This is a genomic window from Agrobacterium tumefaciens (assembly GCF_005221385.1).
Classification (GTDB): Bacteria; Pseudomonadota; Alphaproteobacteria; order Rhizobiales; family Rhizobiaceae; genus Agrobacterium; species Agrobacterium tomkonis.
Genome location: NZ_CP039903.1, coordinates 2,900,493 through 2,926,223 on the forward strand (window position 1 = coordinate 2,900,493; position 25,731 = coordinate 2,926,223).

A 25,731-nucleotide genomic window follows, 5' to 3' on the forward strand; every position below is an offset into this window, starting at 1 on the left:
CCAGCGAACCGGGAGGAGAGAAGCATCGGGATGAGGAGTACAGGCGCCGATCTTCAGGAGAAATCACTGCACGAGCGCATCCGCAACGATGTCGAGCGCCATATCATGTCAGGCGAATGGCCGCCGGGCTATCGTATTCCCTTCGAACACGAGATGACCCGGCAATATGCCTGTTCGCGCATGACGGTGAACAAGGCGTTGGGCGAGTTGGTGCAGCGCGGCCTGATTGAAAGACGCCGACGCCTCGGCACCTTCGTTCGCCAGCCCCATGCGCAATCGGCCGTGCTGGAAATCCATGATATCGAGCGGGAGGTTCAGGCCCTCGGCCTCGTTTACGGATACCGTCTAGACAAGCGACGTCTGCGCCCTGCGGGTGAAAAAGACAGCGCGGCAATGGCGCTTGCCGCCGACGCCCGGGTGCTGGAACTCACCTGCACGCACTTTGCCGGCGGCATTCCCTTTTGCCTTGAAGAACGCATTATAAATGTCACCGCCGTCCCGGAGGCGGAATTTACGGATTTTTCGCAGACCGGTCCGGGCACCTGGCTGTTGAAGATGGTGCCCTGGAGTGCAGCCGAACATCGCATCAGCGCAGTCTCCGCCGACCGCAAGAATGCGGTGGCGTTGGGCATCGCATCCGGTGCAGCATGTCTGGTCATCGACCGCCGTACCTGGCACGGGACGGATTACGTCACCCGCGTTCGGGTGACCTATCCCGGCGACCGGCATGCCCTGGTGGCGCAATTTTCGCCGTCGCAAAACGGCTGAGGCCACGCGAGCGGTCACTTTTTTGTAAAGAAGAGTTTACGGGTCGTCTTTTGATAATATAATAGTTGTCAAAAGAACTCAGGTTTATTATCGGAACGTCAAGCTTTCACGACGGCATCCGTTCATGACCCCGGCTTTCACGAACCGGCCAATCTACGGATGAGTTCATCGACGGAAATCCGGGATAAAAATTATGTCAGCTGAGACCTCCACTTCTTCCGCGTCCTTCACCAGGGCAAACAAAACACGGCATGTTTCCCTCGCTGTGGCAGTTACACTGCTGGCCGGGCTGAGTGCAGGCGCGGGTTTGGCTCAGACAGCATCCGAACCACAGGCCCAGCCCGCGCCTCAGGCGGAAACGGTTCAGCCCGCCCAGCCGCCGGTGGAAACGCCAGCGACGCCGAGCGCTCCGGCACTCCAGCCTGTTGCGCCGCCGTCCGCAACCGCACCGGAACAGCCGGCCGCTGCCCCCGTCCAGCCGCCATCGAACCAGCCTGCACCTGCTCAGCCCGCAACTGAAGGCGCTGCGCCGCAGCCGACGCAGACCGAGCAGCCACCCCAGACGAATGGAACGCTTGCGCCGAACGAAGTCTCCACTCCGGTAGAGCCCGCCAACCCCGAGCCCGCCAGCACCCAACCCGCTAGTGCCGAACCCACTAGCGCCGAGCATCGTGCGGACATCCCGCATAACCTGTCGCCATGGGGCATGTTCATGGCCGCGGACTGGGTCGTGAAGGGCGTGATGATCGGTCTTGCCTTCGCGTCGCTCGTCACCTGGACGGTCTGGGTGGCGAAGTCTATCGAGCTTGCGGGTGCGCGGGTGCGTGCCGGGGCAACGCTCAAGGTCATTCGCAGGGCGAAAACCCTGACGGAAGCGACCGATGCCGTCGAAAACAAGGGCGGACCGGCGGCACTCATGCTGCGCATGGCAACCCATGAAATGCAGCTTTCCGATGCGGTGGTCGAACACACGGACGGCGGTGGCATCAAGGAGCGTGTCTCCTCGGCACTGTCGCGTATTGAAACCCATGCCGGTCGCCGCATGTCACGCGGAACCGGTGCTTTGGCGACAATCGGTTCCACCGCTCCTTTCGTCGGCCTGTTCGGCACGGTCTGGGGCATCATGAACTCCTTCATCAGCATTTCGGAATCACAGACCACCAACCTTGCCGTCGTGGCGCCGGGCATTGCCGAGGCGCTGCTCGCCACCGCCATCGGCCTCGTTGCCGCTATTCCGGCGGTGGTGATCTACAACGTCTTTGCCCGCTCCATCACCGGTTACCGTCATCTGCTGGCGGATGCCGCCGCCGGCGTGGAGCGCCTCGTGAGCCGCGACCTCGATTTCCGCCGCATTCCGCCGGGCAGCACCAGCAAGCCCGCAGTCTCGCTGGTTGGACGGTGATCGGTCATGGCTGGCGGTATTCGCGAAAATAGCGGAGACGATCTCTCCGAAAACCACGAGATCAACGTCACGCCATTCATCGACGTGATGCTGGTTCTGCTCATCATCTTCATGGTGGCTGCGCCGTTGGCCACGGTGGATGTGAATGTCGATCTTCCCGCATCCACCGCCAAGCCGGCGGAGCGTCCGGAAGAACCGCTTTATCTGACGGTCAAGGACGATCTCTCGCTTAACCTCGGCAATGATGTCGTTGCCCGGGAAGCACTGGCGGCCTCGATCGACCGGCAGACGGGTGGCAAGAAGGATACGCGCATTTTCCTGCGCGCCGACAAGGCCGTCGACTACGGTCACTTCATGGAAATCATGAACCTGCTTAGGGATGCCGGCTATCTGAAGATCGCCCTGGTGGGTCTGGAAAATGTCGGTGCGGCATCGCCGCCCGCCAATGCTGCCCAGCCCGCCGCGCCGACGGCGCCGGGAACGGCGCCATGACTGAAAACGGCTACCCGCAGTCCCGACATTCCCGTCTGGGGGAAGTGACGCTGTGGTCCGCCGCGGCGCTGCTGATGCTGAGCGTTCATGCCGGTTTTGCCTATTATCTGATGCAGGAACCGGAAGAACTCGATGCCGGCGGGCCGCCGCCAGCTGCGATCATGATCGAGATGGCGGCGATACCGGAAGCCGTCCACACCGAGGAAACGACACCGGCGCAGGACGTCGAGGACGCCGAAGAGGTAAAGAGCGACAACAGCCAGCCGATGGAGGAACCTCCACCGGAGGAACCGCCGCCACCGGAACCGGTTGCGGAAACGCCACCGCCGGAACCCCTGCAGCCGCCGGAACCGCCGGTTGAGGAGATTGTCGAGCCGCAGGAAATTCCTGAGCCGGTAGAGCAGATCGACCCCGTGCAGGAACAGATGATGGCGGAACTCGAAAATATCGAGGTTCCCTTGCCTGTCATTCGGCCGCCACCGCCGCCCGTTGAAAAGAAGGTCGAAAAGAAAGAGCCGGAAGAGAAAAAGAAGGTCGAGCGCCAGCGCCCCAAACCGCAGCAGGCATCGGAATTGCGTGAAACGGCAAAGGCCGAGGCACAGCAGTCCGACAGGACAGCGGCATCGCGCAACAATGCCGGGTTCTTTTCTTCTTCTTCCGCCTCACCGGCAAAGTGGGGATCGAAGGTTCGCTCACATATCCAGCGGCGCAAGCCACGTTCGCTTCGCAGTGATGCAATGACAGCAACGGTGCGGTTCAGGGTCAATGATGCAGGCGCGATCAGCGGGGTCAGCGTGGTCCAATCTACCGGCGATTCCTCAATCGACCAGCAGATTGCGGCCTGGATTCAGAGTGCGTCACCTGTGCCTGCTCCGCCTCCGGAAGCAAGCAAGACGATCACGCTACCGATCAGCATCCGCTAGAGCCCGTTTAAATCAAACGGATATGTCCACTATTCCTCACGCGCATATCCGTTTGCGCGTGAATAAGATTTCGCGAATGTTTTCGATGGTGTAGGTCTTTGTCGACTTTACCAAGCAGAGGCATTCCGGAATGAAATTCTCAATAGCAGAGGCGGAGGATCTCGTATCCTCTATCTTTGAGCGCAACGGCGTTCTGCCGCAAAACGCCCGCTCGGTCGCGAAGGCGCTCGTCGCATCTGAAGCTGCCGGCCAGAGCGGTCACGGTTTTCGCCGTATCCCCGTTTATGTCCGCCAGGCGCGGGTGGGAAAAGTCGATGGCAAGGCGCGGCCGGTGGCGACGCACGTTAAGCCGGGCGTGCTGTCGATCGACGCCAACCACGGCTATGCCTATCCGGCGATTGATTGCGCGCTGGAGCAGTTGCCTGAAATGGCCCGGCAGCAGGGCATTGCGCTTGCCGCCATCCATCGTTCCCATCACGCCGGCGTCATGGCATTAACTGTCGAGCGTTTTGCCGAGATGGGTCTTGTCGCGCTGATGTTCGCCAATGCGCCGGCATCCATGGCCCCGTGGGGTGGCAACAAACCGCTATATGGCACCAATCCGATCGCATTCGCTACCCCGGTTGGTAGCTCCGATCCTCTGGTGATCGATCTGGCGCTTTCCAAGGTCGCGCGCGGAAAGATCATGGCGGCCCGCCAGAAGGGCGAGACTATTCCGGGTGACTGGGCGCTCGACAGAAACGGCCGGCCAACGACCGACCCTGAAGAAGCCATCGAGGGAACCATGGTGCCCGCGGGCGAGGCGAAAGGTGCCGCACTGGCGCTGATGGTGGAAATCATGGCCGCCGCACTCACCGGTGGAAATTTCGCGTTCGAAGCCTCTTCACTTCTGGATGATAAGGGCGCGCCACCATCACTTGGCCACACGATCATCGTCATCGACCCGGTATCCTCGGGTGGTGCAGTCTTTACTGAACGACTGGCGCTCATAGCCGGCGAGATAGAAAAGCAGGAGAATGTGCGTTTGCCCGGCCGCCGTAGCCAGGGCGTTCGCCGGCAGGCGCTGGAAAGCGGCATCGTCGTCGAAAGCGATATTCTCGCTGAAATCCAGTCGCTTTAAACAGCTGTAAAATGAAAAACCCGGCGGACCTGATGATCCGCCGGGCAAACCGTTTATGGCCGCTTTTCAATTGCGTCGATATGGACAGGAAATCATTTCCGGTCCGCTTTTGGTCCGCCATCCCGCCATCGAAATGATGGGATTTTGACGCAGAAAGCCGCTCATCCGGTTTTGGCCTATGGGAAGGGGACGTCTCCACATAAGCCTCTGAAGCGAAAAAGCCTTAGATATCCTGCTCGATCAGGCCACGCAGCAGGGCAATGCTGACGGCATTCAGCAGATTGGTGGCACCCAGCCGGTTACGCACCACTTCCAGCGCGTCCTTCACCTCTGCCTCGGTCGCACCGGTCACAAGGGCGATGTGGGAGGGGTGTTTACCCCGCGCCACCAGTCCCAGATAGTGCCGTTCCCGGTCAGATAGGGCGATCTCGCGCGTCTGGCGATGTTCATGCGGCGTTTTTAAAGACATGTTCTTTCTGCCTCAAAAGAGATTGACCTTCCCGGCTTTGCGATCAGGTAATGATTTCATTCCCCGAGGCCCGCCCGCGAACGTTCTGTCTGCACGCGAACGGAAACGTCGATTTCGCCAATAGGTTTCATCTGGCATCAGGAATATGCAATGATGGCCGCTTTCGCAGCCAGCCGGCCCAGCATCGACGTTGTTCCGGGGCATAGGGAGCGCTGCCCCACTGACACTCACAAAACCGGAATCGGTTGTGGATCAGAACAATGTGCAGATTCAAAGCTTTGGAATGTTTTCCGTCACACCCGAAGGGCCACGCGGCGCTCTAATAGGCGATATACTGCGCCAATAGAATAACATCTCGCGCCAAGTTTTGCGCTTTTGTTGTTATGTTTCGGCACAGAAGCCGGGAAAAGCCGACATATTTCTGAATTTTAATGTGTAATTTCGAAATATTGGTGCTGAAAATCTGTTTTATCCGGCGGAATGATGCGCATGTTTCTTGCGAATATCCGTCGGGGTCGCCCCAAACCAGCGGGAAACGGAGCGCGAAAACGCACCGGGCGTCGAATATCCCAATCGATAGCTTATGTCGGAAACCGAAAGGTCGCTCTCCACCAGAAGCTTGAAGCCGGCATTTTTGCGTATGGCGTCCTTTATCTCGTTGAGATTGGTGCCAAGTTCGGCAAGCCGCCGCTGAAAACTCCGTTCGGAAAGATTGAAGTAGGGGGCGATTTCGCCAAGTGAAAGCTCCGCATCCGACAGCCGCATCTGCATATACCGTTTTACCTGATCGATGAAATGTGTTGCATCCACTGATGTTTCCGGTCGCAGCATCCGGCATTGAAGGTTCATCAGTTCGAACAGCCGCTCATCTGCGTTCGGATTGGCCACGTCGAGGAGCGATACAGGAAGACGCATCGTGTGGATCGCCTGGGAGAAGCTGATCCGTTTGGTCATTCTTTCTTTAAATAGCTGAATATTATTCGGTTTCTGCCGTTCCAGACCGATTTCGACCTGATTGATGCGCTCACCCAGAATATCGCGAAGACGCTGGATCAGAACTGTCAGGGAAAGATCCACATATTGATCACGCTTGACGATGACGGGCGCGAAGGACCAGGAAAGCGTTACATGTGTGGTATCCGCAACCATGGTAAAATTGCTGTTGTTGGTCGCGTAATAAACGTGATCCTGAAGAAACCGCAGGAAAGCCCGCACCGTCGGCGCGCTGATCAGACCGTAACCAAATGCACCGGATGCGCCGGCCGGAAAAGCGGAGGCGCATTGCAGACCGAAGGCGTCGTCACCGGAAATCAAGGCGCAGGTTTCGAGCAATCGGCATAATCTGTCGAGGCTTATGCGCTCCGTCAAACTGTCGAAAGTGGCGGGATCAATATCGAGAGCCTTGCAGATGGGGACGATATCGATGCCGCGCGAGCGCGCATAATTGCTAACGCCGGCGGCCAGACCAGCCACCACAGTTATCTCGTCACTGACCCTCTTTTCGGGCATCCCTCGCCTTGGCGTACCATGTTTGGAAATTGTCGCCTGATGGTAAGCTTTGTGTGACCTTTTGTCGAGCGGCCCGGGCCTCAGATATCAAGATCAGTCGCGGCCGGCGCTTTGTTCCAGCACCTGCATGATGGTCTTGCCCGCATCTTCGATCGCGCCGCTATTATCCACCGTCGTTACGTCAAAGTCTCCGACGACCGTAAGCGAGCTGCGTTCCAGGCGCCGCAGAATATCCTCGCGGCTTTCCCGCCCGCGCTGTTCCAGCCGCTGCGCCAGCACTTCCGGCCGGGCGACGATGTTCACCACCCTGAGACGGGAAAAGGCGGAACTGAACTCAGGCAAGGCCGAGCGGGAACCGTTGGCAATAACCACGTCTCCCGCCTCAAGTTGGCGATAGACGGCAGCCGGGATGCCATATTTCAGCCCATGCGCCTGCCAGAAGACGGCGAATGCGCCCTCATCCTGCAGCCGGTTGAACTCCTGCATCGAAACGGCATCGTGATTTTCGCCGCCGGCATCCCCGCTGCGGGTAATCACCCGGCGGGTGAAATGAAAGCCGGGCCGTCCGGACAATTGCCTTGCCGCATAGTCCATCAGCGTATCCTTGCCGGCCCCGCTTGGGCCGACAACCACGATCATCGTGCCGGGCGTTTTCTCACGCCGGCTGTCTTCTCCGTTGCCGGTCATGCCACGCGCTTGCCCTGACGCCAGACCGAGCGGGTGACGGGCACGCCATCTTCGCGGTGAACCCGCACCAGATCGGCCCGCAATCCAGTTGCGATACGGCCGCGGTCAAGAAGGCCAACCGTCCGAGCCGGCGTGGCGGTGACCATACGCAGCGCTTCCGGCAGGGTGATGGCTTCCACCTGATCGGCAAGCAGGAACGGTGCGAAAAGCAGGCTGAAGGGCACATAGTCGGAAGAAAGAACATCCAGCACGCCGATCTCGGCGAGATCGCGGGCGGCGATGTTGCCGGAGTGAGACTTGCCGCGAACGATGTTCGGAGCGCCCATCAAGACGCTCATGCCGGCGCTGTGAGAGGCTTTTGCAGCCTCAACGCTGGTGGGGAATTCCGCCAGTTTAACGCCGTGGCCGATGGCTTCGCCCACATGCGCTTCGGTGGCGTCGTCATGGCTTGCGACGGTGATGCCGCGCTTGGCGCAGCTGGCGGCCAGATAATCACGGTGCTTGGCGGAATATTCGGCCGATGCGGCCTGCCGCCGGCGCACGAATTCGGCAAAAGCCTCGTCGCTCAGCCCGCGCTTCTTCTGGTAATAGAAGATGTACTGATCCATGGACTGGAACTGGCGCTGACCCGGGGAGTGGTCCATCAGCGAAATCAGCCGCACGCGCGGATCGGTTTCGAAATCTTCGAAATGGTCCAGAACATCAGCGGAGGCGACCTCACAGCGCAGATGCAGCAGGTGATCTGCGCGCAAGCGGTTCTGATCCGCCGCCGCTTCGATGGCATCAGCCATTTCCCGCATTTCGCCCTTTTTGAAGCCGCCATCCTCGTCCGAGCCGAGCCTCAGGCAATCGAATACGGTGGTGATGCCTGATGACGCAACCTGTGCATCATGGGCCTGAATGGCGGCGATCTTATCCCAGATCACGCCGGGGCGCGGTGAATAATGCTGTTCTAGATGGTCGGTATGCAGTTCCACCAGACCCGGGATCAGGAAATCGCCTTCGAGGTCTTCCCCGGTTTTGGAGGCGCCTTCACTGATATCGGCAATCTTGCCGTCGCGGATCAGAACGGACCCCAGAATGATATCGTCTTCCAAAACGATACGGGCATTGGAGAGGGCGTGCTCGGTCATGGGTTCGCATCTTTCTTTGGCTGCTGGCCAAACGGGTGCCAGCGATGAACGGTAAAGGGGGCGCCGCGCGTTTCTTCAATGAACAAAGCGAGGCCGGAAATGGTGAGAGGCTGATCGACGAATTCGGCAAAACGCGCAGAAAGCACCTCTTGCATGGTGGGCTGGTCGTCCTCGTCGATACGACCGGTCAGCGTCATGTGAAAACGGAAGTCGTCCATGACATGCGGATAACCCCAGAGTGACAGATTTTGCCGTTGGCTCTCCGTCAGCATTTGTGGCCGCCGGCGGGCAATATCGGTCTCGGACAGAGGCGCGCGAAATCGGTCGAAATGGTCGACGATCTCGGCCGCGAAATCCTGCAGTGGCTGGTAGGTCCGGTCTGGAACCAACGCGAAAAACGGTCCGAGCGCGCCAACGACGACGCGCGGGATGTCGAAGGCCGGCTGGCTTGCGGCAAAACCCTCGACGGCGGCGAGAAGCTCGGCCTCGCTGTATTTTTCGGCAAGCTCGAAAGGAGCCTTCAGGGTTGCGTGGAAACCGTAACGGCGGGGTTCTTCCGTCATTTCCGCATAGGCGTCATGATCATCATGCAGCGTACCGGAAAATGCATTGCGCCCAAGCCAGCGCGACGCTGCTTCAGTCAGCGGATGATCTTTAGCCGGAGAAAAATAGATGGCGTAGCGCACGGCAAGCACTCTTCAGTGTCATGGAAAACCAGGGATGAGAAGCTATTTGGCGTGACTCGCCCGCTTCCCGCAAGGTCAGGAGTGCGAGGTAATCGCTTTCCGTGACAGAATGATGATGCAGATGGAAAAAAGCACATTCGAAATGCGGTTAAGCCCCTGCACGCACCTTTGGGGCGCCCGGACCTCGGGGTGAATGCGTCAGGGACAAAAAAACGTCTTTGGGCGGGTGGTTTTATGGGGCGGGGAAAGGAAAGCTGTTACGGCCTTCGCATACAGTCCCGCCCCTTTTATGGCCTAATGCTGCGTTTTCCCAATCAGGCGCGAACGCAGCGAATTGGAGATATGGTCGAACAGGAAAACGACGAAGAGGATGAGCAGGACCATATAGGCAACCTTGTCCCAGTCGGCGTTGGTACCCATCGCTTCCAGCAGCTTCAGGCCGATACCGCCCGCACCCACCGCACCGATGATAGTGGCGGAGCGGGTGTTGCTTTCCCAGAAATAGAGCGACTGGGAAATGAAGACCGGCAGCACCTGCGGAAGCACGCCGAAACGATTGACGGCAATCGGGGAAGCACCGACCGATTTGACGCCCTCGCGCTGCTTGTCATCGACATTCTCCAGCGCCTCGGCATAGACCTTGCCGAGCGCTCCGGTATCGGTGAAGAAGATCGCGGCAATGCCGGGGATCGGTCCGGGACCGAAACTGCGGGTGAAGAACAAAGCCCAGATCAGCATGTCGATCGAACGCAGGAAGTCGAACAGACGCTTCATGCCCCAGTTGGCAGCCCTGTTGGCGGTGATGTTGCGCGCGGCGATGAAGGCGAGCGGCAGGGCAACGAGCGTGCCGAACAGCGTGCCCACAAAGGCCATGACCAGGGTCTGCATCAGCTTGGAAAGAATATCGGCATGCTGCCAGACGCTGTTGTCGAGGAAATCATCGACCATGTGGTTGATATTCGAGCGCTCGGGATCGAGCCTCTCACCCCACAGCGCCAGAGCCGCGAGTTCGCCATAGCCTTTACCCCAGAATTCCGACTTGGTGTCGAACAGGAAGTTTGCCCATCCGAGGAACCGGCGCTGCACATAGACCTGGCTGGTGCGGATTTCCGCCTGGCCGGCAAAACCGTAATGGACGAGAACCTTGTTACCGTCCTGCTGGATTTCTTCCGGCAGTTCCTCAGGTGCCCGCGCCTGCTCACCATTGATGATGACGGGGTAGTTCTTGCCGTCGACATAAACATCCACCCGGGTTGGCGTCACGTCGAGGCGGTTTTCCATGCCTGCATAAATCACGCTGTAGCCGCCATCCGGCAGGGGCTGCAACCAGTCGATCTTTGAGTCGACCGGATATTGCCCGCGGCTGGACCACTGCGGCGCCACCTTGCCATCTTCGAAGCGCAGGCGCGGCTGGGCACGCCAGGAATACCAGTCCTGAATATAGCTCGAGGCTCGATCCCAGCGGCCCTGCATGAAAGCCGGCCCGACATTAAAGAAGAAAAAGCAGCTGATGAGATAAACGACGGTGGCGAGAATACCGACCAGCAGACCGTAACGCTGCATGAAGCCGCGTTTGAAAATCGCGGGATGCGCGGCGGTCAGCCTTTCGCGCTCGGCAGTGTTGAGAATGAAGCTTGAGGACATCAGGCTGCTCCCCGTCCGAATTCGAAGGATTGATGGCCGATCAGTCTGCGGCGCAGCCAGCTGGAAAACTGGTCGACGGCGATGATGGTGATCAGCAGCAGGATGATGATGGCATAAGTCTTGGAAGCATGATCGTTGCCGATCGACAGCCGGAACACCTCGCCGATGCCGCCGCCGCCGACAGCACCGATGATGGTTGAGGCACGCACGTTGATTTCGGCGCGCAGCAGCGCGTAGGAGACAAAGTTAGGCAGAACCTGCGGCACGATGGCGAAACGGACCCGCTCCAGCCAGTTGGCGCCGGCGGCGCGCAGGCCTTCATCGGGCTTCATGTCGGCATTTTCCACCACTTCGAAGAACAGCTTGCCCAAAGCGCCGATCGTGTGGACTGAAATGGCGATGATCGCCGCAATCGGACCGATCGAGAGAATGGCGGTCAGTAAGCCGGCGACGACGATTTCCGGAAAGGCGCGCAGCACTTCCATCACCCGGCGCACCACCCAGCGCACGAGACCGGCGCCGACAAGGTTGGTGGAGGCGAAGAAGCAGAGCACGAAGGCGAAGCCGGTGCCGATGATTGTCGAAACAAGCGCGATGTTGAGCGTGATGATCAGCTGATAGATGAAGTGCGGGATGTAAAAGCTGTCGGTGATGTAAACACGGTCTGCGACGTAATTATATTTCAGCGAACCGTCCGCATAGGGTGACGGCAGGTCGAACATCGCCCGGAAGATTTCCAGCGGGCTGTCCGGCACGAAGGTTTTCATGAAGTCGAAGAAATAGGGCAGGCGCTCGAAGAATTTGCCTGAATTGGCCGCGTTGGCGAAGTTCAGGGAAGCGGCGAGGATGACGAGGAAGATCACGAGCGAAATAACGGTATAAATCCGTCTCGTCGCAAGCTGCTGTTGATAATGACGCATGACCGTCTGGGACGATGCGCTCAATCCCTTGGGGGAGAGGGTGCCATGATGCAGTGAGGTCGCCATGCCGCTTTTTCCTTTATTGGCAAAAGCGGCGGCGCCGCAAGGCACCGCCGCTTTCGGGTATGATCGCAGGATCAGCCGCCGATAACGGACTTACGGGCGTCGATGATCGTCTGGTAGAAGGACGGGTCGACCTTGATGTAAGCGGTGTTCTTGCCCTGGGTGAAACCCTGGAAGCAGGCGAGGTCCTTCTTCGGCAGTTCCATGAAGAAGTTTTCTACCTTCTGCTTCATGGCGTCGCCGAGCTTGTTGGTGACCATGAGCGGGCCGTTCGGGATCAGCGGCGACTTCCAGACTTCGACGATATCGTCCATGTCGAGATTGCCCTTCTTGACCATCTGGTAGAGGTTGCCGGCGGTGTAGCCCTCTTCCCACTTGCCAACGCCCGAACCGAAGGTGGTGCCAACGTCGAACTTCTTGTCGAGAACGGCGAGAACGAGGTTTTCATGGCCGCCGCCGAAGCCGGTTTCGGCGAAGTATTCCTTCACCGGAACGCCGGTTTCCTTCGGAATAGCCACGTTCGGGACGAGGAAGCCCGAGGTGGAGTCAGGATCGGCAAAACCGATCTTCTTGCCCTTGGCGTCAGCCAGCGTCTTGATGCCGCTGTCTTTGCGGGCAACCATGATCGTGTAATAACCGGTCGAACCGTCAGCGCCGGCCGTGGTCAGGATCGGATCTACGGCTTTCGGATCGGCAAGAGCGATCTTGGCGTAGGAGGACGCGCCCATGGAAGCGATGTCGATGGTGCCGCCGAGCAGACCCTGGATGACGCCGTTATAGTCCGGCGACGGGAAAACCTGAACTTCGGAAACGCCGGTCGCAGCCTTCAGGCCATCGGCAACGCACTTCGTGTTGCGGATCTGGTCGGCTTCGTTTTCCGAACCGTCGAGACCGATACGCAGGACCTTGACGTCCTGAGCCATGGCGGAACCGGCCAGAACGCCAAGGGCGACTGCCGAAAGAAGGATTTTCTTCAACATGGACTTTCTCCTGTTTCCCGGCGAGCCGGAGTTTGTTGTGAAGTGTCGGCCCTTGACGCGGGCACAAACGATGCTGAGCGGTTCCTCAGAGCCCGGCGAGAGCGAGCGGTTCGGGACCGGCAGATTGCTGCACCGGACGCGCGGGAAGCTGCGCGCCGGGAATATTGATGCTGGTCGAGGTCATGGTCTCATCGATGCCAGCCCCTTGAGAATCGGTTCCGTAAATCTCCGTTACGGCCGAAGCGGTCAGTTCCGCCGGCGTTCCGTCAAAGACGACGCGGCCCTGCGACATGCCGATGATGCGCTCGCAATAATTGCGCGCCGTATCCAGCGTATGCAGATTGGTGATGACGGTGATGCCTTCGCGCTCGTTGATGTCGCGCAGCGCATCCATCACGATCTTGGCATTGAGCGGGTCGAGCGAGGCAATCGGCTCATCGGCCAGAACCATCTTCGGAGACTGCATCAGGGCGCGGGCGATGGCGACGCGCTGCTGCTGGCCGCCGGAAAGCGTGCCCGCGGCCTGCATGGCCACATGTTCGATGCCGAGCCGCTCGAGCGCGGCGATCGCCATCAGGCGCTCATCATTGGTGAAGATGTTGAACAGGCTGAGCGCTGTCGAACGGTGGTTGAGACGGCCGAGCATGACATTGGTGAGCACATCCAGGCGCGGCACCAGATTGAACTGCTGGAAGATCATGGCACAGTCGCGCTGCCAGTTGCGGAGCGCCGCACCCTTCAGCGCCGATACTTCCGTGTCGTTGAAATAGATGGAACCCGAGGAGGGATCAACGAGGCGGTTGATCATGCGCAGCAGCGTTGATTTTCCCGCACCCGAGCGTCCGATAACGCCGACCATCTGGCCCTGCGGTATTTCGACGTTCACGGCATCGACCGCAGTATGGTTGCCGAAACGGCGCGTGACTTGCTTCAGGTGAAAGCTCATTTCCCCGTCCAATCTTCTTTTTTGACGGGGTTCGGCGTAACAGCGGTGCGTGAAGTGTGGATGTCAGTTTCATGAATAAAATATTACAGAATTCGCAGATACGACACCCGGGGGTTCGCCGACAAACCTCTCGTCAGGCATGTCATGAGCAGGAAATCCCACCGGCATATCTGGAGCCGACAAACAGAAATCCCGGGACGTGGCCCGGGATTTGCAATTGCTTCGCTATGAGCGGAGTTCATCCACCATATTTCGCCACGAAATCCTCGGCGGCGAGCGCGCGGAAATCATCGAGCGCGCCGCGCAGTCTGGCATGGTCCCAATCCCACCAATTCAGATCGTCCATGCGCCGGCCAAGCTCCGCTGGAAAACGCTCGCGGATCAGCCGGGCGGGCACGCCACCGACGATGGTATAGGGCGCGACATCTTTCGATACCACCGCGCCAGCCCCGATCACTGCACCGTTCCCCACCGTCACGCCGGGCAGGATGGTCGCGCCATGGCCGATCCAGACATCATGGCCGATCACCACCCGCTTGGCGCGGCGGGCGGCGAAGAAATCCGTTTCATCCTCAGCGTCGTCCCAGTAACTGCGGGCGCGATAGGTGAAATGGTGCAATGTCGCCCGCTGCATCGGGTGATTGGTGGCGTTGATGCGGACGGAGGCGGCGATATTGACGAATTTGCCAATGATGGCGCACCAGATCGCACCGTCCTGCATGACATAGGAATAGTCGCCCATCTCAACCTCTTCGAGGCGGCAGCGTTCCGAAATTTCGGTATAGCGGCCGATCGAGGAGTTGGTGACGCGGGCGGTTTCGTGAATGACGGGTTCGAGACCGACCTTGACACTCATGCCGCTGCCTTCCGGGGAGAGAATTGCGAGACGTCGAGAATGCGGTCGGCCACGGCTTCCCGCACTTCCTCGTCGTGGAAGATGCCCAGCAGCGCGGTGCCCTTTTCTTTTTTCTCCCTGATCATGTCGACGACCACGCGCCGATTTGTGGCGTCGAGTGAGGCCGTCGGCTCGTCGAGAAGCAGGATCGCATGATCGGTGATGAAGCCGCGCGCGATGTTGACGCGCTGCTGCTCGCCGCCCGAAAAGGTTGCGGGCGGAAGCGACCACAATTCCCGTGGCAGGTTCAGCTTCGAAAGCAGCGTCGCCGCCTGTTCGCGCGCATCTTCGGCGGCCACCTTGCGGGCCAGAAGCGGTTCGGCAACGACATCGATGGCAGCGACACGCGGCACGGTGCGCAGGAACTGGCTGACATAACCGATCGTGTGATGGCGAATTTCGAGGATCGTCCGCGGCGAGGCATTGCCGATATCAACGACCTGATCCCCGTGGCGGATGAGGATCTGCCCGCTGTCGATGGCGTAGTTGCCATAGAGCATTTTCAGGATCGAGCTTTTGCCGATACCCGATGGGCCGCCGAGCACGACGCATTCGCCGCCGCAAACGGAGAAATTGACATCGCGAACGACCGGCAATTCGATGCCGTCGCGAAGATGCATGGTGAAGCTTTTGAAGACTTCCGAAACGATAAGGGGCGTCGGCATGGCGTCAAACCTGCAGAATAGAGGAAACAAGCAATTGCGTGTAAGGCTCGCGCGGATCGTCGAGCACCCGGTCGGTGAGACCATGCTCGATGACGTCGCCGCCCTTCATCACCATCATGCGATGGGAAAGCAGTCGCGCCACCGCCAGATCATGGGTGACGACGACGACGGCAAGGCCGAGATCGTTGACGAGGCCGCGGACCAGATCAAGCAGGCGTGCCTGCACGGAGACATCGAGACCGCCGGTCGGTTCGTCCATGAAGACAAGGCGCGGCGAGGTGACGAGATTGCGGGCGATCTGCAGGCGCTGGCGCATGCCACCGGAAAAGGCACGCGGCTGATCGTCGATACGGTCGGTGCCAATTTCCACCCGCTCCAGCCATTCGCTGGCCGATTGCCTTATATTGCCATAATGCCGATTGCCCACGGCCATCAGCCGTTCGCCGACATTGGCGCCGGCCGAAACAGCCATACGCAACCCGTCCGCCGGGTTCTGGTGAACGAAGCCCCAGTCGGTGCGCATCAGGAAACGGCGTTCGGCCTCACCCATGTGGTAGAGGTCGCGCACAGAGCCGTCGCGCATGCGATATTCCACGCTGCCCGCCGTTGGCATCAGCCGAGTGGAAATGCAGTTGAGAAGCGTGGTCTTGCCGGAACCGGATTCTCCGACAATGGCCAGGACCTCGCCCGGATAAAGTTCAAAGGAAACGTTGCGGCAACCAGCCCGGTCGCCGTAATATTTGGAAACGTCCCGGACTTTCAGAAGTGGTGCGTCGCTCATTCTGCGGCCTCCTTCACATCCGCCAGCATATGGCCCTTGTGGCCATGGGCGCGGCGGTCCTCGCAATGGTCGGTATCGGAGCAGACGAACATCCGCCCACCCTTGTCATCAAGCACCACCTCGTCCAGATAGACATTCTCGCCGCCGCACAGTGCGCAGGGCTTGTCGAAGCGCTGAATTTCAAACGGATGGTCCTCGAAATCCAGGCTGACCACGTCGGTATAGGGCGGCACGGCATAGATGCGCTTTTCGCGCCCAGCGCCGAACAGCTGCAGCGCGTCCGACATATTCATTTTCGGATTGTCGAATTTCGGCGTCGGCGAAGGATCCATCACATAGCGTCCGGCAACCTTCACCGGGTATGCATAGGTGGTGGAGATGCGGCCGTTGCGGGCGATGTCTTCGTAGAGCTTGACGTGCATCAGGCCATATTCTTCCAGCGCGTGCATGACGCGGGTTTCGGTCTCGCGTGGCTCGAGGAAGCGCAAGGGTTCGGGAATGGGAACCTGATAGACCAGAACCTGTCCGGAATGCAGTTCTTCCTCCGGAATGCGGTGCCGCGTCTGGATGATGGTCGCATCCCTGGTGCGGGTGGTGACGGCAACATTCGCCACCTTCTGGAAAAAGGCGCGGATGGAAACCGCGTTGGTGGTGTCGTCGGCGCCCTGGTCGATGACCTTCAGCACATCGTCGGGGCCGACGATGGAAGCGGTCAACTGCACACCGCCGGTGCCCCAGCCATAGGGCATGGGCATTTCACGGGAGGCGAAGGGAACCTGATAACCGGGAATGGCAATGGCCTTCAGGATCGCCCGGCGGATCATCCGTTTGGTCTGTTCGTCCAGATAGGCGAAGTTGTAGGCAGCCAGCCCGTCGTCAAATGAAACTTCTTTAAGCATTGCGCGTTAACCTTGCGAAAAAAGGAGTACAAGCTCATGGAGATTGGAATTCTTGCAGCCGTGTTCTTTGCTGTTTTTGCAGCATCGACCGTCTTTTGCGCTTACTGGTTTGGAGAGCAGCACAGCCGCTGAGCTATTCGGCTGCATCGCCCATCCACTCCGCGCCATCAGCGTTGATCGCCTCGAAATCGGCGCGCATTTTCCTGACCAGACCGAGTTCGGCCTGAAAATCCACGTAATGCGGCAATTTCAGATGTTCGACGAAACCCGTCGCCTGGACGTTGTCTGCATGTGAAATGACGAATTCTTCATCCTGCGCCGGGGCGACGACATCTTCGCCGAATTCACCGGCGCGAAGCGCGCGATCGACCAGCGACATGGCCATCGCCTTGCGTTCGCTCTGGCCGAAAACCAGACCATAACCGCGGGTGAACTGCGGTGGCGCTTTGGCCGAGCCCTTGAATTGGTTGACCATCTGGCATTCGGTAACCTGGATGTCCCCAAGCGAGACGGTAAAGCCGAGTTCGGGAACCTCCAGCTCCACTTCAACATCACCGATGCGGATTTCACCGACGAAGGGATGCGTGCGGCCGTAACCGCGCTGTGTCGAATAGGCGAGTGCGAGAAGGAAGCCCTCGTCACCGCGTGCCAGCGATTGCAGACGCAGGTCGCGTGGCATCGGAAATTCCATCGGCTCGCGCGTCAGATCGCCGGCAATATGCTCATCAGGCATATCACCATCGCTTTCGATCAGCCCTTCTTCGGCGAGAATGTCGGAAACCCGCATGACATAATCCGGCTCGCCTTCACGAATGGCGGGGGTTTCGACAGCCTCGTCTTCGAGCAGCGAGGGATCGAGTAGACGGTGGGTATAATCGAAGGTCGGTCCCAGCAATTGCCCGCCCGGCAAGTCCTTGTAGGTTGCCGAAACGCGTCGCTGCACCGTCATGTCAGCCGTATTGACCGGCAGCGAATAGCCGAACCGCGGCAACGTGGTGCGGTAGGCGCGCAGCAGGAAGATGGCCTCGATCATGTCGCCGCGTGCCTGCTTGACGGCAAGGGCTGCAAGCGACTGATCGTAAAGTGAGGCTTCCGCCATGACGCGGTCGACGGCGAGTGAAAGCTGGGAAACGATCTGCGTGACAGTCATCGCCGGCAGGTCACGGTCTCCGCGCCGCTTGTCGGCCAGAAGCCGGTGGGCGTTGGCGATGGCGGTTTCCCCGCCTTTGACAGCAACATACATCTTATGCCTCCACGGATTTAATACGCGTCGTGCGCGGCAGGCAGACGAATTTGTCGGCGCAGGTCAGAATGACATCGACGCCGCGCGGGAAAATGGCGTTGTTCTCCGCCCAGAGCCTCGGGAATATCTCCGGCAGGCCGGAAGGGCTGATGATATTGATGTGGCGGATGCCGGGGCCGGACAGCATTAATTCCTGTCCGCCATCAAGATCTGGCAATTCGATGATGACCGTCGTCGAACGGTCGGGATATTCCTGGCTTCCCTGAGCGAAAAGGCCGAAGGAGGCAATGGTGCTGCCCGCCTCGATCACGGCGAACTGCGCAGCCCCCTTTTCTTCCGTCGCAATCGCGCCGGTGTGAAACCCAACCCAACCCGGCACGGCCGTTTTCCGCAGCGCGCCGCTCAGCCAGACTGGTGTGTCGTGGTCGCAGAGCGCCAGCAGAACCGCACCCGTTGCGGTGGCAAGCGGTGCCGGCGGGGTAACTGCGGTTTCGATCGTCTGCGGTGTGCCCGGCCGGGCCATGCCGTCCATCAGCTTTTTGAAAACCCGTTGGGAATCGAAGACGGCGTCGGAAAAACCGCCCGTCAATGCTTCGGCTTTGACACCCATCAATCTTCTCCTCGAACCATGGTGAAGAAATCGACACGCGTGGCGGCGGTCTCTTTTGTTTTCCGCTGTTTTTCCTCGGTCAGTCTTTTTTCGACCGGTGAGAGAAGCTCGGTTTCAATGAAGTCCCGCGTCGGATTTTCCTGCCAGAGCGCGTCGAAAACGGCCGCGTACCAGGCCTTCTTGCGGCCGGTGCCGAGAACATGGGCATGGCCGACAGTGCCGGAAGCAAGCTTGATCGTTGCGCGGGTAACGGTGGTTTCACCCAGATTGAAAGGCGCGCCGCCGCCGCCGATACGTCCCTTGACCATGACGAGGCCGGTTTCCGGTCCGCGCACATTTTCCATCTGCGGGCTGGCGTCCTGCCGGTTCCAGACCGTTTCGAGTTCCTGAACGGTTGCGCGGGCGAGAAGGGCCGCCACCCGCTTCCTTCCCGCATGTATATTCGCAGCTTCGTTATTCATCGCTTGACCTCTAATGTCTATTGATATAGACAACTATACAATATAAGCTACAATTAACGGCGATGAATGACAAGCGTGTGACATGAGCCCTGCAGCAGCAATGAAAAGAAAGAACGGCGTCGCGCTCTGGCGGCAGATTGCCGACCGGATCAGAGGCGAGATCGCGGCAGGCGATCACGACGAAACCGGCATGTTGCCGCCGGAAATGGCGCTGGCCGAAAAATTCGGCGTCAACCGCCACACCGTCAGAAGCGCCATTGCCGCATTGGCGAGCGAAGGCATCCTCGAGCCGATGCAGGGGCGTGGCACGATGATCGCCCGCAAGGAACGGCTGAGTTTTCCGATTTCACTGCGCACACGGTTCACGGCAGGCATCGCAGATCAGGTGAAGGAAATGGAGGCGCTGCTTCTTTCCCACACGACCGAACCCGCAAGCGCCGATCTGGCAGCGCGGCTGCAACTGCAGACCGGCGCACCGCTCGTGCGTCTGGAGACCTTGCGCAAGGCTGACACCCGGCCGGTTTCCCGCTCGACCACGTGGTTTCCGGCGGATCGTTTTGCCGGAATTGGCGAGGCCTATCAGAAAAGCGGCTCGATCACGGCCGCTTTCAAATCGCTCGGCGTGGCCGACTACGTGCGCATTTCCACCGTCATCTCCGCCAGCCATGCGGATACGCAGGATCTGGCCGATCTCGAATTGTCGCCGGGCGCGATTCTACTCGTCACCCAGGCGCTGAATGCCGATATGGATGGCGTGCCGGTGCAATATGCCGTCAGCCGATTTTCGGCCGATACCGTCGAATTCACGGTGGAAAATTAGGCTTATTCCGTCTGCGAAAGACCGAGCACATCCAGCATGGAATAGAAGCCCGGCTTCTTGTCTAAAGCCCAGACAGCTGCCGCAATCGCACCGCGTGCGAAAATGGAGCGGTCGCCGGCATAGTGGGAAAGCTCGACGCGTTCACCCTCGCCGGCAAAGATCACCGAATGTTCACCGATCACCGAACCGCCGCGCAGCGTGGCGAAACCGATGGTGCCAGTCTCCCGCGCACCCGTATGTCCGTCGCGCACGCGAACGGAAGAGGTGGTGAGATCGACCTTGCGGCCGGCCGCGGCCGCTTCACCCAGCAAAAGCGCCGTGCCGGAAGGCGCGTCCACCTTGTGCTTGTGGTGCATTTCCAGGATTTCGATGTCCCAGTTCTGCGCATCCAGCGCCTGCGCCGCCTGCTGCGTCAAAACGCTGAGCAGGTTGACGCCGAGGCTCATATTGCCCGACTTGACGATGCGCGCATGGCGCGACGCCGCCTTGAATTTTTCCTCGTCATCCGGCGAACAGCCGGTGGTGCCGATGACATGCACGATGCGAGCCTGCGCGGCGAGACCGGCGAAGGTGACGCTGGTTGCCGGTGAGGTGAAGTCAATCACCCCTTCGGCATGGAGAAAGGCCTGCAGCGGATCGCTGGTGATTTCGACGCCGATGGGCCCAAGACCGGCAATCTCGCCAGCATCGCGGCCGACAAAGGCCGAGCCTTCACGCGCGACGGCGGCATGCAGCTGGACGCCTGATGTCTGGTGAATGAGGCGGATGAGCGCCTGTCCCATGCGGCCCGCCGCGCCGACCACCACCAGTTTCATGTCGCTGCTGCCCATGTTTTCACTCACTTTTCATGTCGGGCGGATCGGAACCCGCCGGTATCGGACGTTTGATGTTTGCAGCGGTGACGTTAAAGACCAGCCGCTCGCTTCGCAAGCGTCACATGGGAAGGATAGCCAGTTGAGAGGAGAGCGATCAGGCTCTCCAGCGCCGCCCGTCCAGCGCCAGGCCGAAATCGGCAGGCGTTCTCGCATAGGTGGCGAGGCCGGAAAGGGCCGCCTGCGGATGGGTGACCACGAAGGTCGGAATGGTCCGCATCAACGCGCTGTGTGGCGCCTTGTCTTCAAAGGCGGCCCGGAACTCCGGACTCTTCAGCGCCGGGATGATCTTCTGCGAAATGCCGCCGGCGAGATAGACGCCGCCCTTTGCCATGAAAATCAGCGCGAGATCGCCCGCCACGCGGCCGAGATAGGTGCTGAAAAGCGAAAGCGTTTCTTTTGCCTGCGCGTTCTGGCCCGAAAGCCCATGCGAGGTGATATCGGCCGGATCGGAAAAGACGGGTTCGATGCCATCGGTCTTGCAGACGGCGCGGTAAAGATTGACCAGTCCGCGCCCGCACAGGATCTGTTCGCCGGCAACACGGCCCTCAATGGTTTCGATATGCGGGAAAACCGCATAATCACGCGCACTTCTTGGGCCGACATCGATATGGCCGCCCTCACCGGGCACCGGGAACCACATATGACGGGCGTAAACCAGACCGGCGACGCCGAGACCCGTGCCGGGTCCGAGAACGACGCGCGACGCCAGCATGTCTTTCTTGCCGGAGCCGATAGGCTCGCGGTTGTCGTCGTCAAGCGCTGCAATCGCCAGAGCCTGTGCCTCGAAATCATTGATGACGATGACATCCTTCAGGCCGAGATTAGCCAGCATGCCCTTTGGCTTGACGACCCAGTGGCAGTTGGTGAGCGGTATCTCGTCGCCTTCGATGGGGCCGGCAATCGCAAGAATTGTCGAGACCGGCTGAAGCGATGTCTTGTCCAGGACCGCTTTCTGGATGGCGTCGTCGATCGTCGGATATTCCGCCGTCTTCACGGTGGTGAGGTGCACCGGTTCCGCAAAGGAATCGATCAGGATGGAAAAGCGGGCATTGGTGCCGCCGATGTCGCCAAGAAGGATCGGAAAGGACAGATATTCGGTATCGGACGTCTTCGGCATTGCCTGTTCCATATTGGGGTGCGGGTCAGTCGGCGGAGTTGAAGTCGATCAGGTTTTCTGCGGTGGCGCGGTTGAGCGCCATGGGAATATCGTAAACCGTGGCAAGCCGGGTCAGCGCCTTTACATCCACATCATGTGGCATGGCCGTCAGCGGGTCGGTGAAAAAGATCAGCATGTCCACTTCGCCGGTGGCGATCATCGCGCCGATCTGCTGGTCGCCGCCAAGCGGTCCGCTTTTCAGACGAATGACCTCGAGCCCCGGGCAGGCTTCCTGTACCCGCCCGCCGGTCGTGCCGGTGGCGACGATCCTGAAACTGGAGAGCGCCTTCTGGTGATGACGGGCGAAATCCGCCATATCGTCTTTTTTCTCGTCGTGAGCGATGAGCGCGATACAGCGTTGCCCTTCCATGGTCCCAGCCTGTCCCCGTAAAGAATTAAATCGATTTGAAGCCTTCTATAACAGCTTGCCGCCATTTGAAAAGGGAAGCTGTTGAATGCCTCATTTCTGTTTCAGTTCAATGTCGGACGTTGGGTCGGAAGCGGAATATCCGAAGGCGGCTGGAGGGTCGGAGCGTTCTGAATAACCTGTTCCACGCTTTGCTGGCGCACGGCCTGGACCGGCGCGGGGGAATATGCCTGCGCAGCAATACCCTCGGGGTTGGCGGAAGGGGCGGCAGCCACGGCGGCGCAGGCGGCGGGCAGGTCGGAGACCATGACCGGACGCGGTTTCACCGGTTTGGCATTGGGGTCTTTTTTCGGCGGCGCCCATGGTTCTTTGGTAAACCACCAGGCGAGCGACTTGTCGCAGCCATCGCCTTTGCCCACGGCCGCCTGCGGCTTGCAGTTAGGCGCGCCGGGCGGGCATTCGAGGCGGATGTGGAAATGTTCGTCGTGCCCATAGATCGGCCTGATCTTGCCCATGAAGGTGCGGTCGCCGGTCCATGTCTGGCAAAGCTTCTGCTTGATGGCCGGGTTGACGAAGACGCGCTCCACCTGCGGATAGCTCGCCGCCATCATCACCAGCCGGGCATTGAGCGGCGACCATTTGCGATCATCGACCGTCAAAAACTTGGCTTTGTCCAGCATGGAAATGAACGGCACCGTTTCGCGCTGCTCCACACTCAGCCGGGGATTAGGCATTGGCCGCCACCAGACATCCACATCGAGTCCGATCTGGTGCGACGCATGGCCGGTCAGCATCGGCCCGCCGCGTGGCTGGGAAATATCGCCGAGCAGCAGACCCGGCCAGCCGATCTTCTGCGCATCCTGCGAAAAGCGCTCGAGGAAGGAAATCAGCTGCGGCTGGCCCCAGCGCCGGTTGCGCGAAAGCCGCATGGCCTGCCAGCCGGGACCGTCGGTCGGCATGGCGATGGCGCCGGACTGGCAGCCCTTGGCATAGGAGCCAATCGGCTGGGAGGCTGCTGCGGAGGGCAGGGCCGTGTGGCCGAACACTTCTTTCGCGGGCCGGTCCTCGGCCGATGCGGTTTCCATCTGCAACTGCAGCGCGGAAACGACCGAAATCGCCAGCATGGCCGCCTTGAAAACTCTCGATGATCCCGCCGTCATATAGCCGTGTCCGTCCGATCAGATGATTCTCTTCCCCTTAGAATAAACTGGAACGGGATTTTGTTGAAACCATGTTTCGCCCTGTTTGTGCAAAGCAGGGAATTAAGGGTGCCGATAAAGAGCTTGTGAGTCGAAGCATCTGTTTTTTGCCAATCTTTGTTTTATGCTCTGCGCAACAAACACAAAACAGGAACCGCCCCGAATGATATTGGCTCCACTGAAATCCCGCCTTCTGATCGCCCTTGCGGCATCCGCCATGCTGATCCCGGCGGCTGCCTTCGCCCAGTCGGGCGATGTCTGGCGAAAGGGGATTTCGACGGTCGGGGAACTGAAACATCCTGATGGTTTCGATCATTTCGACTATGTGAACACCAAGGCCCCGAAAGGCGGTGCGCTGCGCATGTCGACGACGGGAACCTTCGATACGCTCAATCCGCTGCTCGCCAAGGGCGAGGCGGCGACCGGCCTTTCGCTGGTTTTCGATACGCTGATGAAATCGACGGAAGAAGAGCTGTCAGCCTCCTACGGGCTTCTGGCCGAGGGCGTCAGCTATCCCGACGATATTTCGAAGGCGACATTCCGGCTACGGGCGGAGGCCAAATGGGCGGACGGCAAGCCGGTGACGCCGGAGGACGTGGTTTTCAGCTTCGAAAAGGCCAAGGATCTGAGCCCGCAGCTTGCCACCTATTACACCCACGTCACCAAGGCGGAGGTGAGTGGCGAGAGGGACATCACCTTCACATTCGATGAAAAGAACAATCGCGAATTGCCGCAGATTGTCGGGCAGTTGCTCATCGTTCCGAAGCACTGGTGGGAAGCTGCCGGCCCAGACGGCAAGCCGCGTGATATCTCCCGTGGCACGCTGGAGCCGGTTATGGGCTCCGGCCCCTACAAGATCGCGTCCCTGTCTCCCGGCTCGACGATGACCTATGAGCGTCGCGACGACTATTGGGGCAAGGACGTCAATGTGAATGTCGGGATGAACAATTTCAAAACCATCACCTACAATTTCTTTTCCGATCAGGATGTGGAATTCCAGGCCTTCAAGTCCGGTACGGTCGATTTCCGCCAGGAAGCCTCTTCCAGCCGCTGGGTTACCGGTTACGATTTTCCGGCCGTCAAGGAAGGCCGCGTCAAGAAGGAAGAATTGCCGAACATTTATCGCTCCGTCGGCATCATGCAGGCCTTCGTGCCGAACATGCGTCGTGAAAAGTTCCAGAACCCGAAACTGCGCAAGGCGCTCAATTACGCCTTCGATTTCGAGGAGCTGAACCGCACGCTCGCTTACGGGCAGTTCCAGCGCATCAACAGCTTCTTCATGGGCAGCGAGCTCGCCTCTTCCGGCTTGCCGACCGGGCGCGAGCTGGAACTGCTTCAGGAACTGAAGGACCAGGTTCCGCCGGAAGTCTTCACCACCGAATACCGTAACCCGGTGGCAGGCGATCCTGCCAAGCAGCGTGACAATCTGCGCGAGGCGGTGAAGTTGATGAAAGAGGCCGGTTACGAGCTGCGCGGCAACCGCATGGTCAATGCGGCAACCGGACAGCAGCTGGATATGGAATTCCTGATCGATTCCTCCGGCATGGAAAGAACGATCCTGCCCTATGTCCAGAACCTCAAGAAGATCGGCATCAATGCCACGATCCGCACGGTCGATGCCTCGCAATATACCAACCGCGCCCGCAGCTTCGATTTCGACATCGCCGTCAAACTCTGGGCGACATCGGCCAATCCCGGCAACGAACAAGCGGATTTCTGGGGCTCGGCCGCCGCCGATCGGCAGGGATCCAACAACCTTGGCGGCATCAAGAACCCCGCCGTCGATGCTTTGGTCAGAAAGGTCATATTTGCGCCCAACCGGGATGAACAGGTGGCCGCGGCGCGGGCGCTCGACCGGGTGCTTCTGGCAAACAGCTACGTCATTCCGCAATTTTACCGCGGCGAGATGTTCCTCGCTTACTGGAACACACTCACGCGTCCTGAAAACCTGCCTGAATACGGCATCGGTTTTCCGGACGCATGGTGGTCCAGTCAGGCCGGAAACTGACGCTGGCCTT

27 protein-coding genes are annotated in these 25,731 nt (G+C 59.6%); 7 read left to right on the top strand and 20 right to left on the bottom strand.

Translation table 11 applies throughout. The features are described from left to right. Nucleotides 1-30: 30 nt before the first annotated feature. The 5 genes from hutC (at nt 31) to CFBP6623_RS14435 (ending at nt 4,705) form a co-directional block, all read left to right on the top strand. The gene (gene hutC, locus CFBP6623_RS14415; protein WP_046799162.1) at nt 31-768 is read left to right on the top strand and encodes a histidine utilization repressor; all 738 of its coding nucleotides are present in this window, start codon (nt 31-33) and stop codon (nt 766-768) included. 193 nt (nt 769-961) lie between these two features. Next, entirely contained in the window at nt 962-2,170 is a 1,209-nt protein-coding gene (gene exbB / locus CFBP6623_RS14420) for a tonB-system energizer ExbB (RefSeq protein ID WP_046799163.1), read from the top strand. 6 nt (nt 2,171-2,176) lie between these two features. Next, a complete protein-coding gene (gene exbD, locus CFBP6623_RS14425; protein ID WP_046799164.1) occupies nt 2,177-2,662 on the top strand; it encodes a TonB system transport protein ExbD in 486 nt (161 codons plus the stop codon). Continuing rightward, nucleotides 2,659-3,585 (top strand): TonB family protein, encoded by a 927-nt coding sequence (locus CFBP6623_RS14430; RefSeq protein WP_046799165.1) that lies wholly within the window; start codon nt 2,659-2,661, stop codon nt 3,583-3,585. The genes exbD and CFBP6623_RS14430 overlap by 4 nt, the downstream gene beginning before the upstream one ends. Nucleotides 3,586-3,715: 130 nt before the next feature. Beyond that, nucleotides 3,716-4,705 (top strand): Ldh family oxidoreductase, encoded by a 990-nt coding sequence (locus CFBP6623_RS14435; RefSeq protein ID WP_046799166.1) that lies wholly within the window; start codon nt 3,716-3,718, stop codon nt 4,703-4,705. A gap of 223 nt (nt 4,706-4,928) precedes the next feature. On the opposite strand, the gene CFBP6623_RS14440 is transcribed toward CFBP6623_RS14435, so the two are convergent. The 16 genes from CFBP6623_RS14440 to phnG form a co-directional block, all read right to left on the bottom strand. Then, on the bottom strand, nt 4,929-5,174 hold the full coding sequence (locus CFBP6623_RS14440) for a LuxR C-terminal-related transcriptional regulator (RefSeq protein ID WP_046799167.1): 246 nt from the start codon (nt 5,172-5,174) through the stop codon (nt 4,929-4,931). Between the two features lie 468 nt (nt 5,175-5,642). Then, the gene (locus tag CFBP6623_RS14450; RefSeq protein WP_046799168.1) at nt 5,643-6,683 is read right to left on the bottom strand and encodes a helix-turn-helix domain-containing protein; all 1,041 of its coding nucleotides are present in this window, start codon (nt 6,681-6,683) and stop codon (nt 5,643-5,645) included. 93 nt (nt 6,684-6,776) lie between these two features. Then, the gene (gene phnN, locus CFBP6623_RS14455) at nt 6,777-7,370 is read right to left on the bottom strand and encodes a phosphonate metabolism protein/1,5-bisphosphokinase (PRPP-forming) PhnN (protein WP_046799169.1); all 594 of its coding nucleotides are present in this window, start codon (nt 7,368-7,370) and stop codon (nt 6,777-6,779) included. Beyond that, the gene (locus CFBP6623_RS14460) at nt 7,367-8,503 is read right to left on the bottom strand and encodes an alpha-D-ribose 1-methylphosphonate 5-triphosphate diphosphatase (RefSeq protein ID WP_046799170.1); all 1,137 of its coding nucleotides are present in this window, start codon (nt 8,501-8,503) and stop codon (nt 7,367-7,369) included. The genes phnN and CFBP6623_RS14460 overlap by 4 nt, the downstream gene beginning before the upstream one ends. After that, complete coding sequence (locus tag CFBP6623_RS14465) at nt 8,500-9,198, bottom strand: DUF1045 domain-containing protein (protein ID WP_167379169.1); 699 nt, start codon at nt 9,196-9,198, stop codon at nt 8,500-8,502. The genes CFBP6623_RS14460 and CFBP6623_RS14465 overlap by 4 nt, the downstream gene beginning before the upstream one ends. Nucleotides 9,199-9,483: 285 nt before the next feature. Further along, on the bottom strand, nt 9,484-10,833 hold the full coding sequence (gene phnE, locus CFBP6623_RS14470) for a phosphonate ABC transporter, permease protein PhnE (RefSeq protein ID WP_046799171.1): 1,350 nt from the start codon (nt 10,831-10,833) through the stop codon (nt 9,484-9,486). Beyond that, the gene (gene phnE / locus CFBP6623_RS14475; protein WP_046799172.1) at nt 10,833-11,819 is read right to left on the bottom strand and encodes a phosphonate ABC transporter, permease protein PhnE; all 987 of its coding nucleotides are present in this window, start codon (nt 11,817-11,819) and stop codon (nt 10,833-10,835) included. Before phnE (CFBP6623_RS14475) ends, phnE (CFBP6623_RS14470) begins: the two co-directional genes overlap by 1 nt. Nucleotides 11,820-11,890: 71 nt before the next feature. After that, nucleotides 11,891-12,796 (bottom strand): phosphonate ABC transporter substrate-binding protein, encoded by a 906-nt coding sequence (gene phnD, locus CFBP6623_RS14480; RefSeq protein WP_046799173.1) that lies wholly within the window; start codon nt 12,794-12,796, stop codon nt 11,891-11,893. Between the two features lie 85 nt (nt 12,797-12,881). After that, entirely contained in the window at nt 12,882-13,742 is an 861-nt protein-coding gene (gene phnC / locus CFBP6623_RS14485; protein WP_046799174.1) for a phosphonate ABC transporter ATP-binding protein, read from the bottom strand. Nucleotides 13,743-13,980: 238 nt separating this feature from the next. Further along, nucleotides 13,981-14,598, bottom strand: a complete 618-nt coding sequence (locus tag CFBP6623_RS14490; RefSeq protein WP_046799175.1) for a DapH/DapD/GlmU-related protein — start codon at nt 14,596-14,598, stop codon at nt 13,981-13,983. Further along, nucleotides 14,595-15,302, bottom strand: coding sequence for a phosphonate C-P lyase system protein PhnL (gene phnL, locus CFBP6623_RS14495; protein ID WP_046799176.1), 708 nt, complete (start codon nt 15,300-15,302; stop codon nt 14,595-14,597). The genes CFBP6623_RS14490 and phnL overlap by 4 nt, the downstream gene beginning before the upstream one ends. A gap of 4 nt (nt 15,303-15,306) precedes the next feature. Continuing rightward, complete coding sequence (gene phnK / locus CFBP6623_RS14500; protein WP_003524419.1) at nt 15,307-16,083, bottom strand: phosphonate C-P lyase system protein PhnK; 777 nt, start codon at nt 16,081-16,083, stop codon at nt 15,307-15,309. Further along, entirely contained in the window at nt 16,080-16,982 is a 903-nt protein-coding gene (locus tag CFBP6623_RS14505; protein WP_046799177.1) for an alpha-D-ribose 1-methylphosphonate 5-phosphate C-P-lyase PhnJ, read from the bottom strand. Before CFBP6623_RS14505 ends, phnK begins: the two co-directional genes overlap by 4 nt. Before the next feature lie 133 nt (nt 16,983-17,115). Then, nucleotides 17,116-18,225, bottom strand: a complete 1,110-nt coding sequence (locus tag CFBP6623_RS14510; RefSeq protein ID WP_046799178.1) for a carbon-phosphorus lyase complex subunit PhnI — start codon at nt 18,223-18,225, stop codon at nt 17,116-17,118. Between the two features lies 1 nt (nt 18,226). Beyond that, nucleotides 18,227-18,835: a phosphonate C-P lyase system protein PhnH gene (phnH, locus tag CFBP6623_RS14515; RefSeq protein WP_046799179.1), complete on the bottom strand. Its 609-nt coding sequence runs from the start codon at nt 18,833-18,835 to the stop codon at nt 18,227-18,229. Continuing rightward, nucleotides 18,835-19,296, bottom strand: coding sequence for a phosphonate C-P lyase system protein PhnG (phnG, locus tag CFBP6623_RS14520; protein ID WP_046799180.1), 462 nt, complete (start codon nt 19,294-19,296; stop codon nt 18,835-18,837). Before phnG ends, phnH begins: the two co-directional genes overlap by 1 nt. A gap of 82 nt (nt 19,297-19,378) precedes the next feature. Between phnG and phnF the strand changes: the two genes are divergently transcribed. Then, nucleotides 19,379-20,116 carry a phosphonate metabolism transcriptional regulator PhnF gene (gene phnF, locus CFBP6623_RS14525; protein WP_046799181.1) on the top strand — a complete coding sequence of 246 codons (738 nt, stop codon included), beginning with the start codon at nt 19,379-19,381 and terminating at the stop codon, nt 20,114-20,116. A 2-nt stretch (nt 20,117-20,118) separates the two neighbouring features. Here phnF and dapB read toward each other — a convergent pair whose 3' ends face one another. From dapB to mepA, 4 genes are all read right to left on the bottom strand, one after another. Next, nucleotides 20,119-20,946 (bottom strand): 4-hydroxy-tetrahydrodipicolinate reductase, encoded by an 828-nt coding sequence (gene dapB / locus CFBP6623_RS14530; RefSeq protein ID WP_046799182.1) that lies wholly within the window; start codon nt 20,944-20,946, stop codon nt 20,119-20,121. Nucleotides 20,947-21,085: 139 nt separating this feature from the next. Beyond that, complete coding sequence (locus CFBP6623_RS14535) at nt 21,086-22,108, bottom strand: glucokinase (protein WP_046799183.1); 1,023 nt, start codon at nt 22,106-22,108, stop codon at nt 21,086-21,088. A gap of 25 nt (nt 22,109-22,133) precedes the next feature. After that, complete coding sequence (locus CFBP6623_RS14540; RefSeq protein ID WP_046799184.1) at nt 22,134-22,517, bottom strand: methylglyoxal synthase; 384 nt, start codon at nt 22,515-22,517, stop codon at nt 22,134-22,136. A gap of 101 nt (nt 22,518-22,618) precedes the next feature. Next, nucleotides 22,619-23,674, bottom strand: a complete 1,056-nt coding sequence (mepA, locus tag CFBP6623_RS14545; protein ID WP_046799185.1) for a penicillin-insensitive murein endopeptidase — start codon at nt 23,672-23,674, stop codon at nt 22,619-22,621. Nucleotides 23,675-23,876: 202 nt separating this feature from the next. Between mepA and CFBP6623_RS14550 the strand changes: the two genes are divergently transcribed. Further along, entirely contained in the window at nt 23,877-25,721 is a 1,845-nt protein-coding gene (locus tag CFBP6623_RS14550; RefSeq protein WP_046799186.1) for an extracellular solute-binding protein, read from the top strand. The last annotated feature ends 10 nt before the right edge of the window (nt 25,722-25,731 follow it).

Excerpts from the sequence above, each read along its gene's own strand:
- hutC (WP_046799162.1), top strand. The coding sequence starts at position 31 with ATGAGGAGTACAGGCGCCGATCTTCAGGAGAAATCACTGCACGAGCGC.
- exbB (WP_046799163.1), top strand. The coding sequence starts at position 962 with ATGTCAGCTGAGACCTCCACTTCTTCCGCGTCCTTCACCAGGGCAAAC.
- exbD (WP_046799164.1), top strand. The coding sequence starts at position 2,177 with ATGGCTGGCGGTATTCGCGAAAATAGCGGAGACGATCTCTCCGAAAAC.
- CFBP6623_RS14430 (WP_046799165.1), top strand. The coding sequence starts at position 2,659 with ATGACTGAAAACGGCTACCCGCAGTCCCGACATTCCCGTCTGGGGGAA.
- CFBP6623_RS14435 (WP_046799166.1), top strand. The coding sequence starts at position 3,716 with ATGAAATTCTCAATAGCAGAGGCGGAGGATCTCGTATCCTCTATCTTT.
- CFBP6623_RS14440 (WP_046799167.1), bottom strand. The coding sequence starts at position 5,174 with ATGTCTTTAAAAACGCCGCATGAACATCGCCAGACGCGCGAGATCGCC.
- CFBP6623_RS14450 (WP_046799168.1), bottom strand. The coding sequence starts at position 6,683 with ATGCCCGAAAAGAGGGTCAGTGACGAGATAACTGTGGTGGCTGGTCTG.
- phnN (WP_046799169.1), bottom strand. The coding sequence starts at position 7,370 with ATGACCGGCAACGGAGAAGACAGCCGGCGTGAGAAAACGCCCGGCACG.
- CFBP6623_RS14460 (WP_046799170.1), bottom strand. The coding sequence starts at position 8,503 with ATGACCGAGCACGCCCTCTCCAATGCCCGTATCGTTTTGGAAGACGAT.
- phnE (WP_046799171.1), bottom strand. The coding sequence starts at position 10,833 with ATGTCCTCAAGCTTCATTCTCAACACTGCCGAGCGCGAAAGGCTGACC.
- phnE (WP_046799172.1), bottom strand. The coding sequence starts at position 11,819 with ATGGCGACCTCACTGCATCATGGCACCCTCTCCCCCAAGGGATTGAGC.
- phnD (WP_046799173.1), bottom strand. The coding sequence starts at position 12,796 with ATGTTGAAGAAAATCCTTCTTTCGGCAGTCGCCCTTGGCGTTCTGGCC.
- phnC (WP_046799174.1), bottom strand. The coding sequence starts at position 13,742 with ATGAGCTTTCACCTGAAGCAAGTCACGCGCCGTTTCGGCAACCATACT.
- CFBP6623_RS14490 (WP_046799175.1), bottom strand. The coding sequence starts at position 14,598 with ATGAGTGTCAAGGTCGGTCTCGAACCCGTCATTCACGAAACCGCCCGC.
- phnL (WP_046799176.1), bottom strand. The coding sequence starts at position 15,302 with ATGCCGACGCCCCTTATCGTTTCGGAAGTCTTCAAAAGCTTCACCATG.
- phnK (WP_003524419.1), bottom strand. The coding sequence starts at position 16,083 with ATGAGCGACGCACCACTTCTGAAAGTCCGGGACGTTTCCAAATATTAC.
- CFBP6623_RS14505 (WP_046799177.1), bottom strand. The coding sequence starts at position 16,982 with ATGCTTAAAGAAGTTTCATTTGACGACGGGCTGGCTGCCTACAACTTC.
- CFBP6623_RS14510 (WP_046799178.1), bottom strand. The coding sequence starts at position 18,225 with ATGTATGTTGCTGTCAAAGGCGGGGAAACCGCCATCGCCAACGCCCAC.
- phnH (WP_046799179.1), bottom strand. The coding sequence starts at position 18,835 with ATGGGTGTCAAAGCCGAAGCATTGACGGGCGGTTTTTCCGACGCCGTC.
- phnG (WP_046799180.1), bottom strand. The coding sequence starts at position 19,296 with ATGAATAACGAAGCTGCGAATATACATGCGGGAAGGAAGCGGGTGGCG.
- phnF (WP_046799181.1), top strand. The coding sequence starts at position 19,379 with ATGAGCCCTGCAGCAGCAATGAAAAGAAAGAACGGCGTCGCGCTCTGG.
- dapB (WP_046799182.1), bottom strand. The coding sequence starts at position 20,946 with ATGGGCAGCAGCGACATGAAACTGGTGGTGGTCGGCGCGGCGGGCCGC.
- CFBP6623_RS14535 (WP_046799183.1), bottom strand. The coding sequence starts at position 22,108 with ATGCCGAAGACGTCCGATACCGAATATCTGTCCTTTCCGATCCTTCTT.
- CFBP6623_RS14540 (WP_046799184.1), bottom strand. The coding sequence starts at position 22,517 with ATGGAAGGGCAACGCTGTATCGCGCTCATCGCTCACGACGAGAAAAAA.
- mepA (WP_046799185.1), bottom strand. The coding sequence starts at position 23,674 with ATGACGGCGGGATCATCGAGAGTTTTCAAGGCGGCCATGCTGGCGATT.
- CFBP6623_RS14550 (WP_046799186.1), top strand. The coding sequence starts at position 23,877 with ATGATATTGGCTCCACTGAAATCCCGCCTTCTGATCGCCCTTGCGGCA.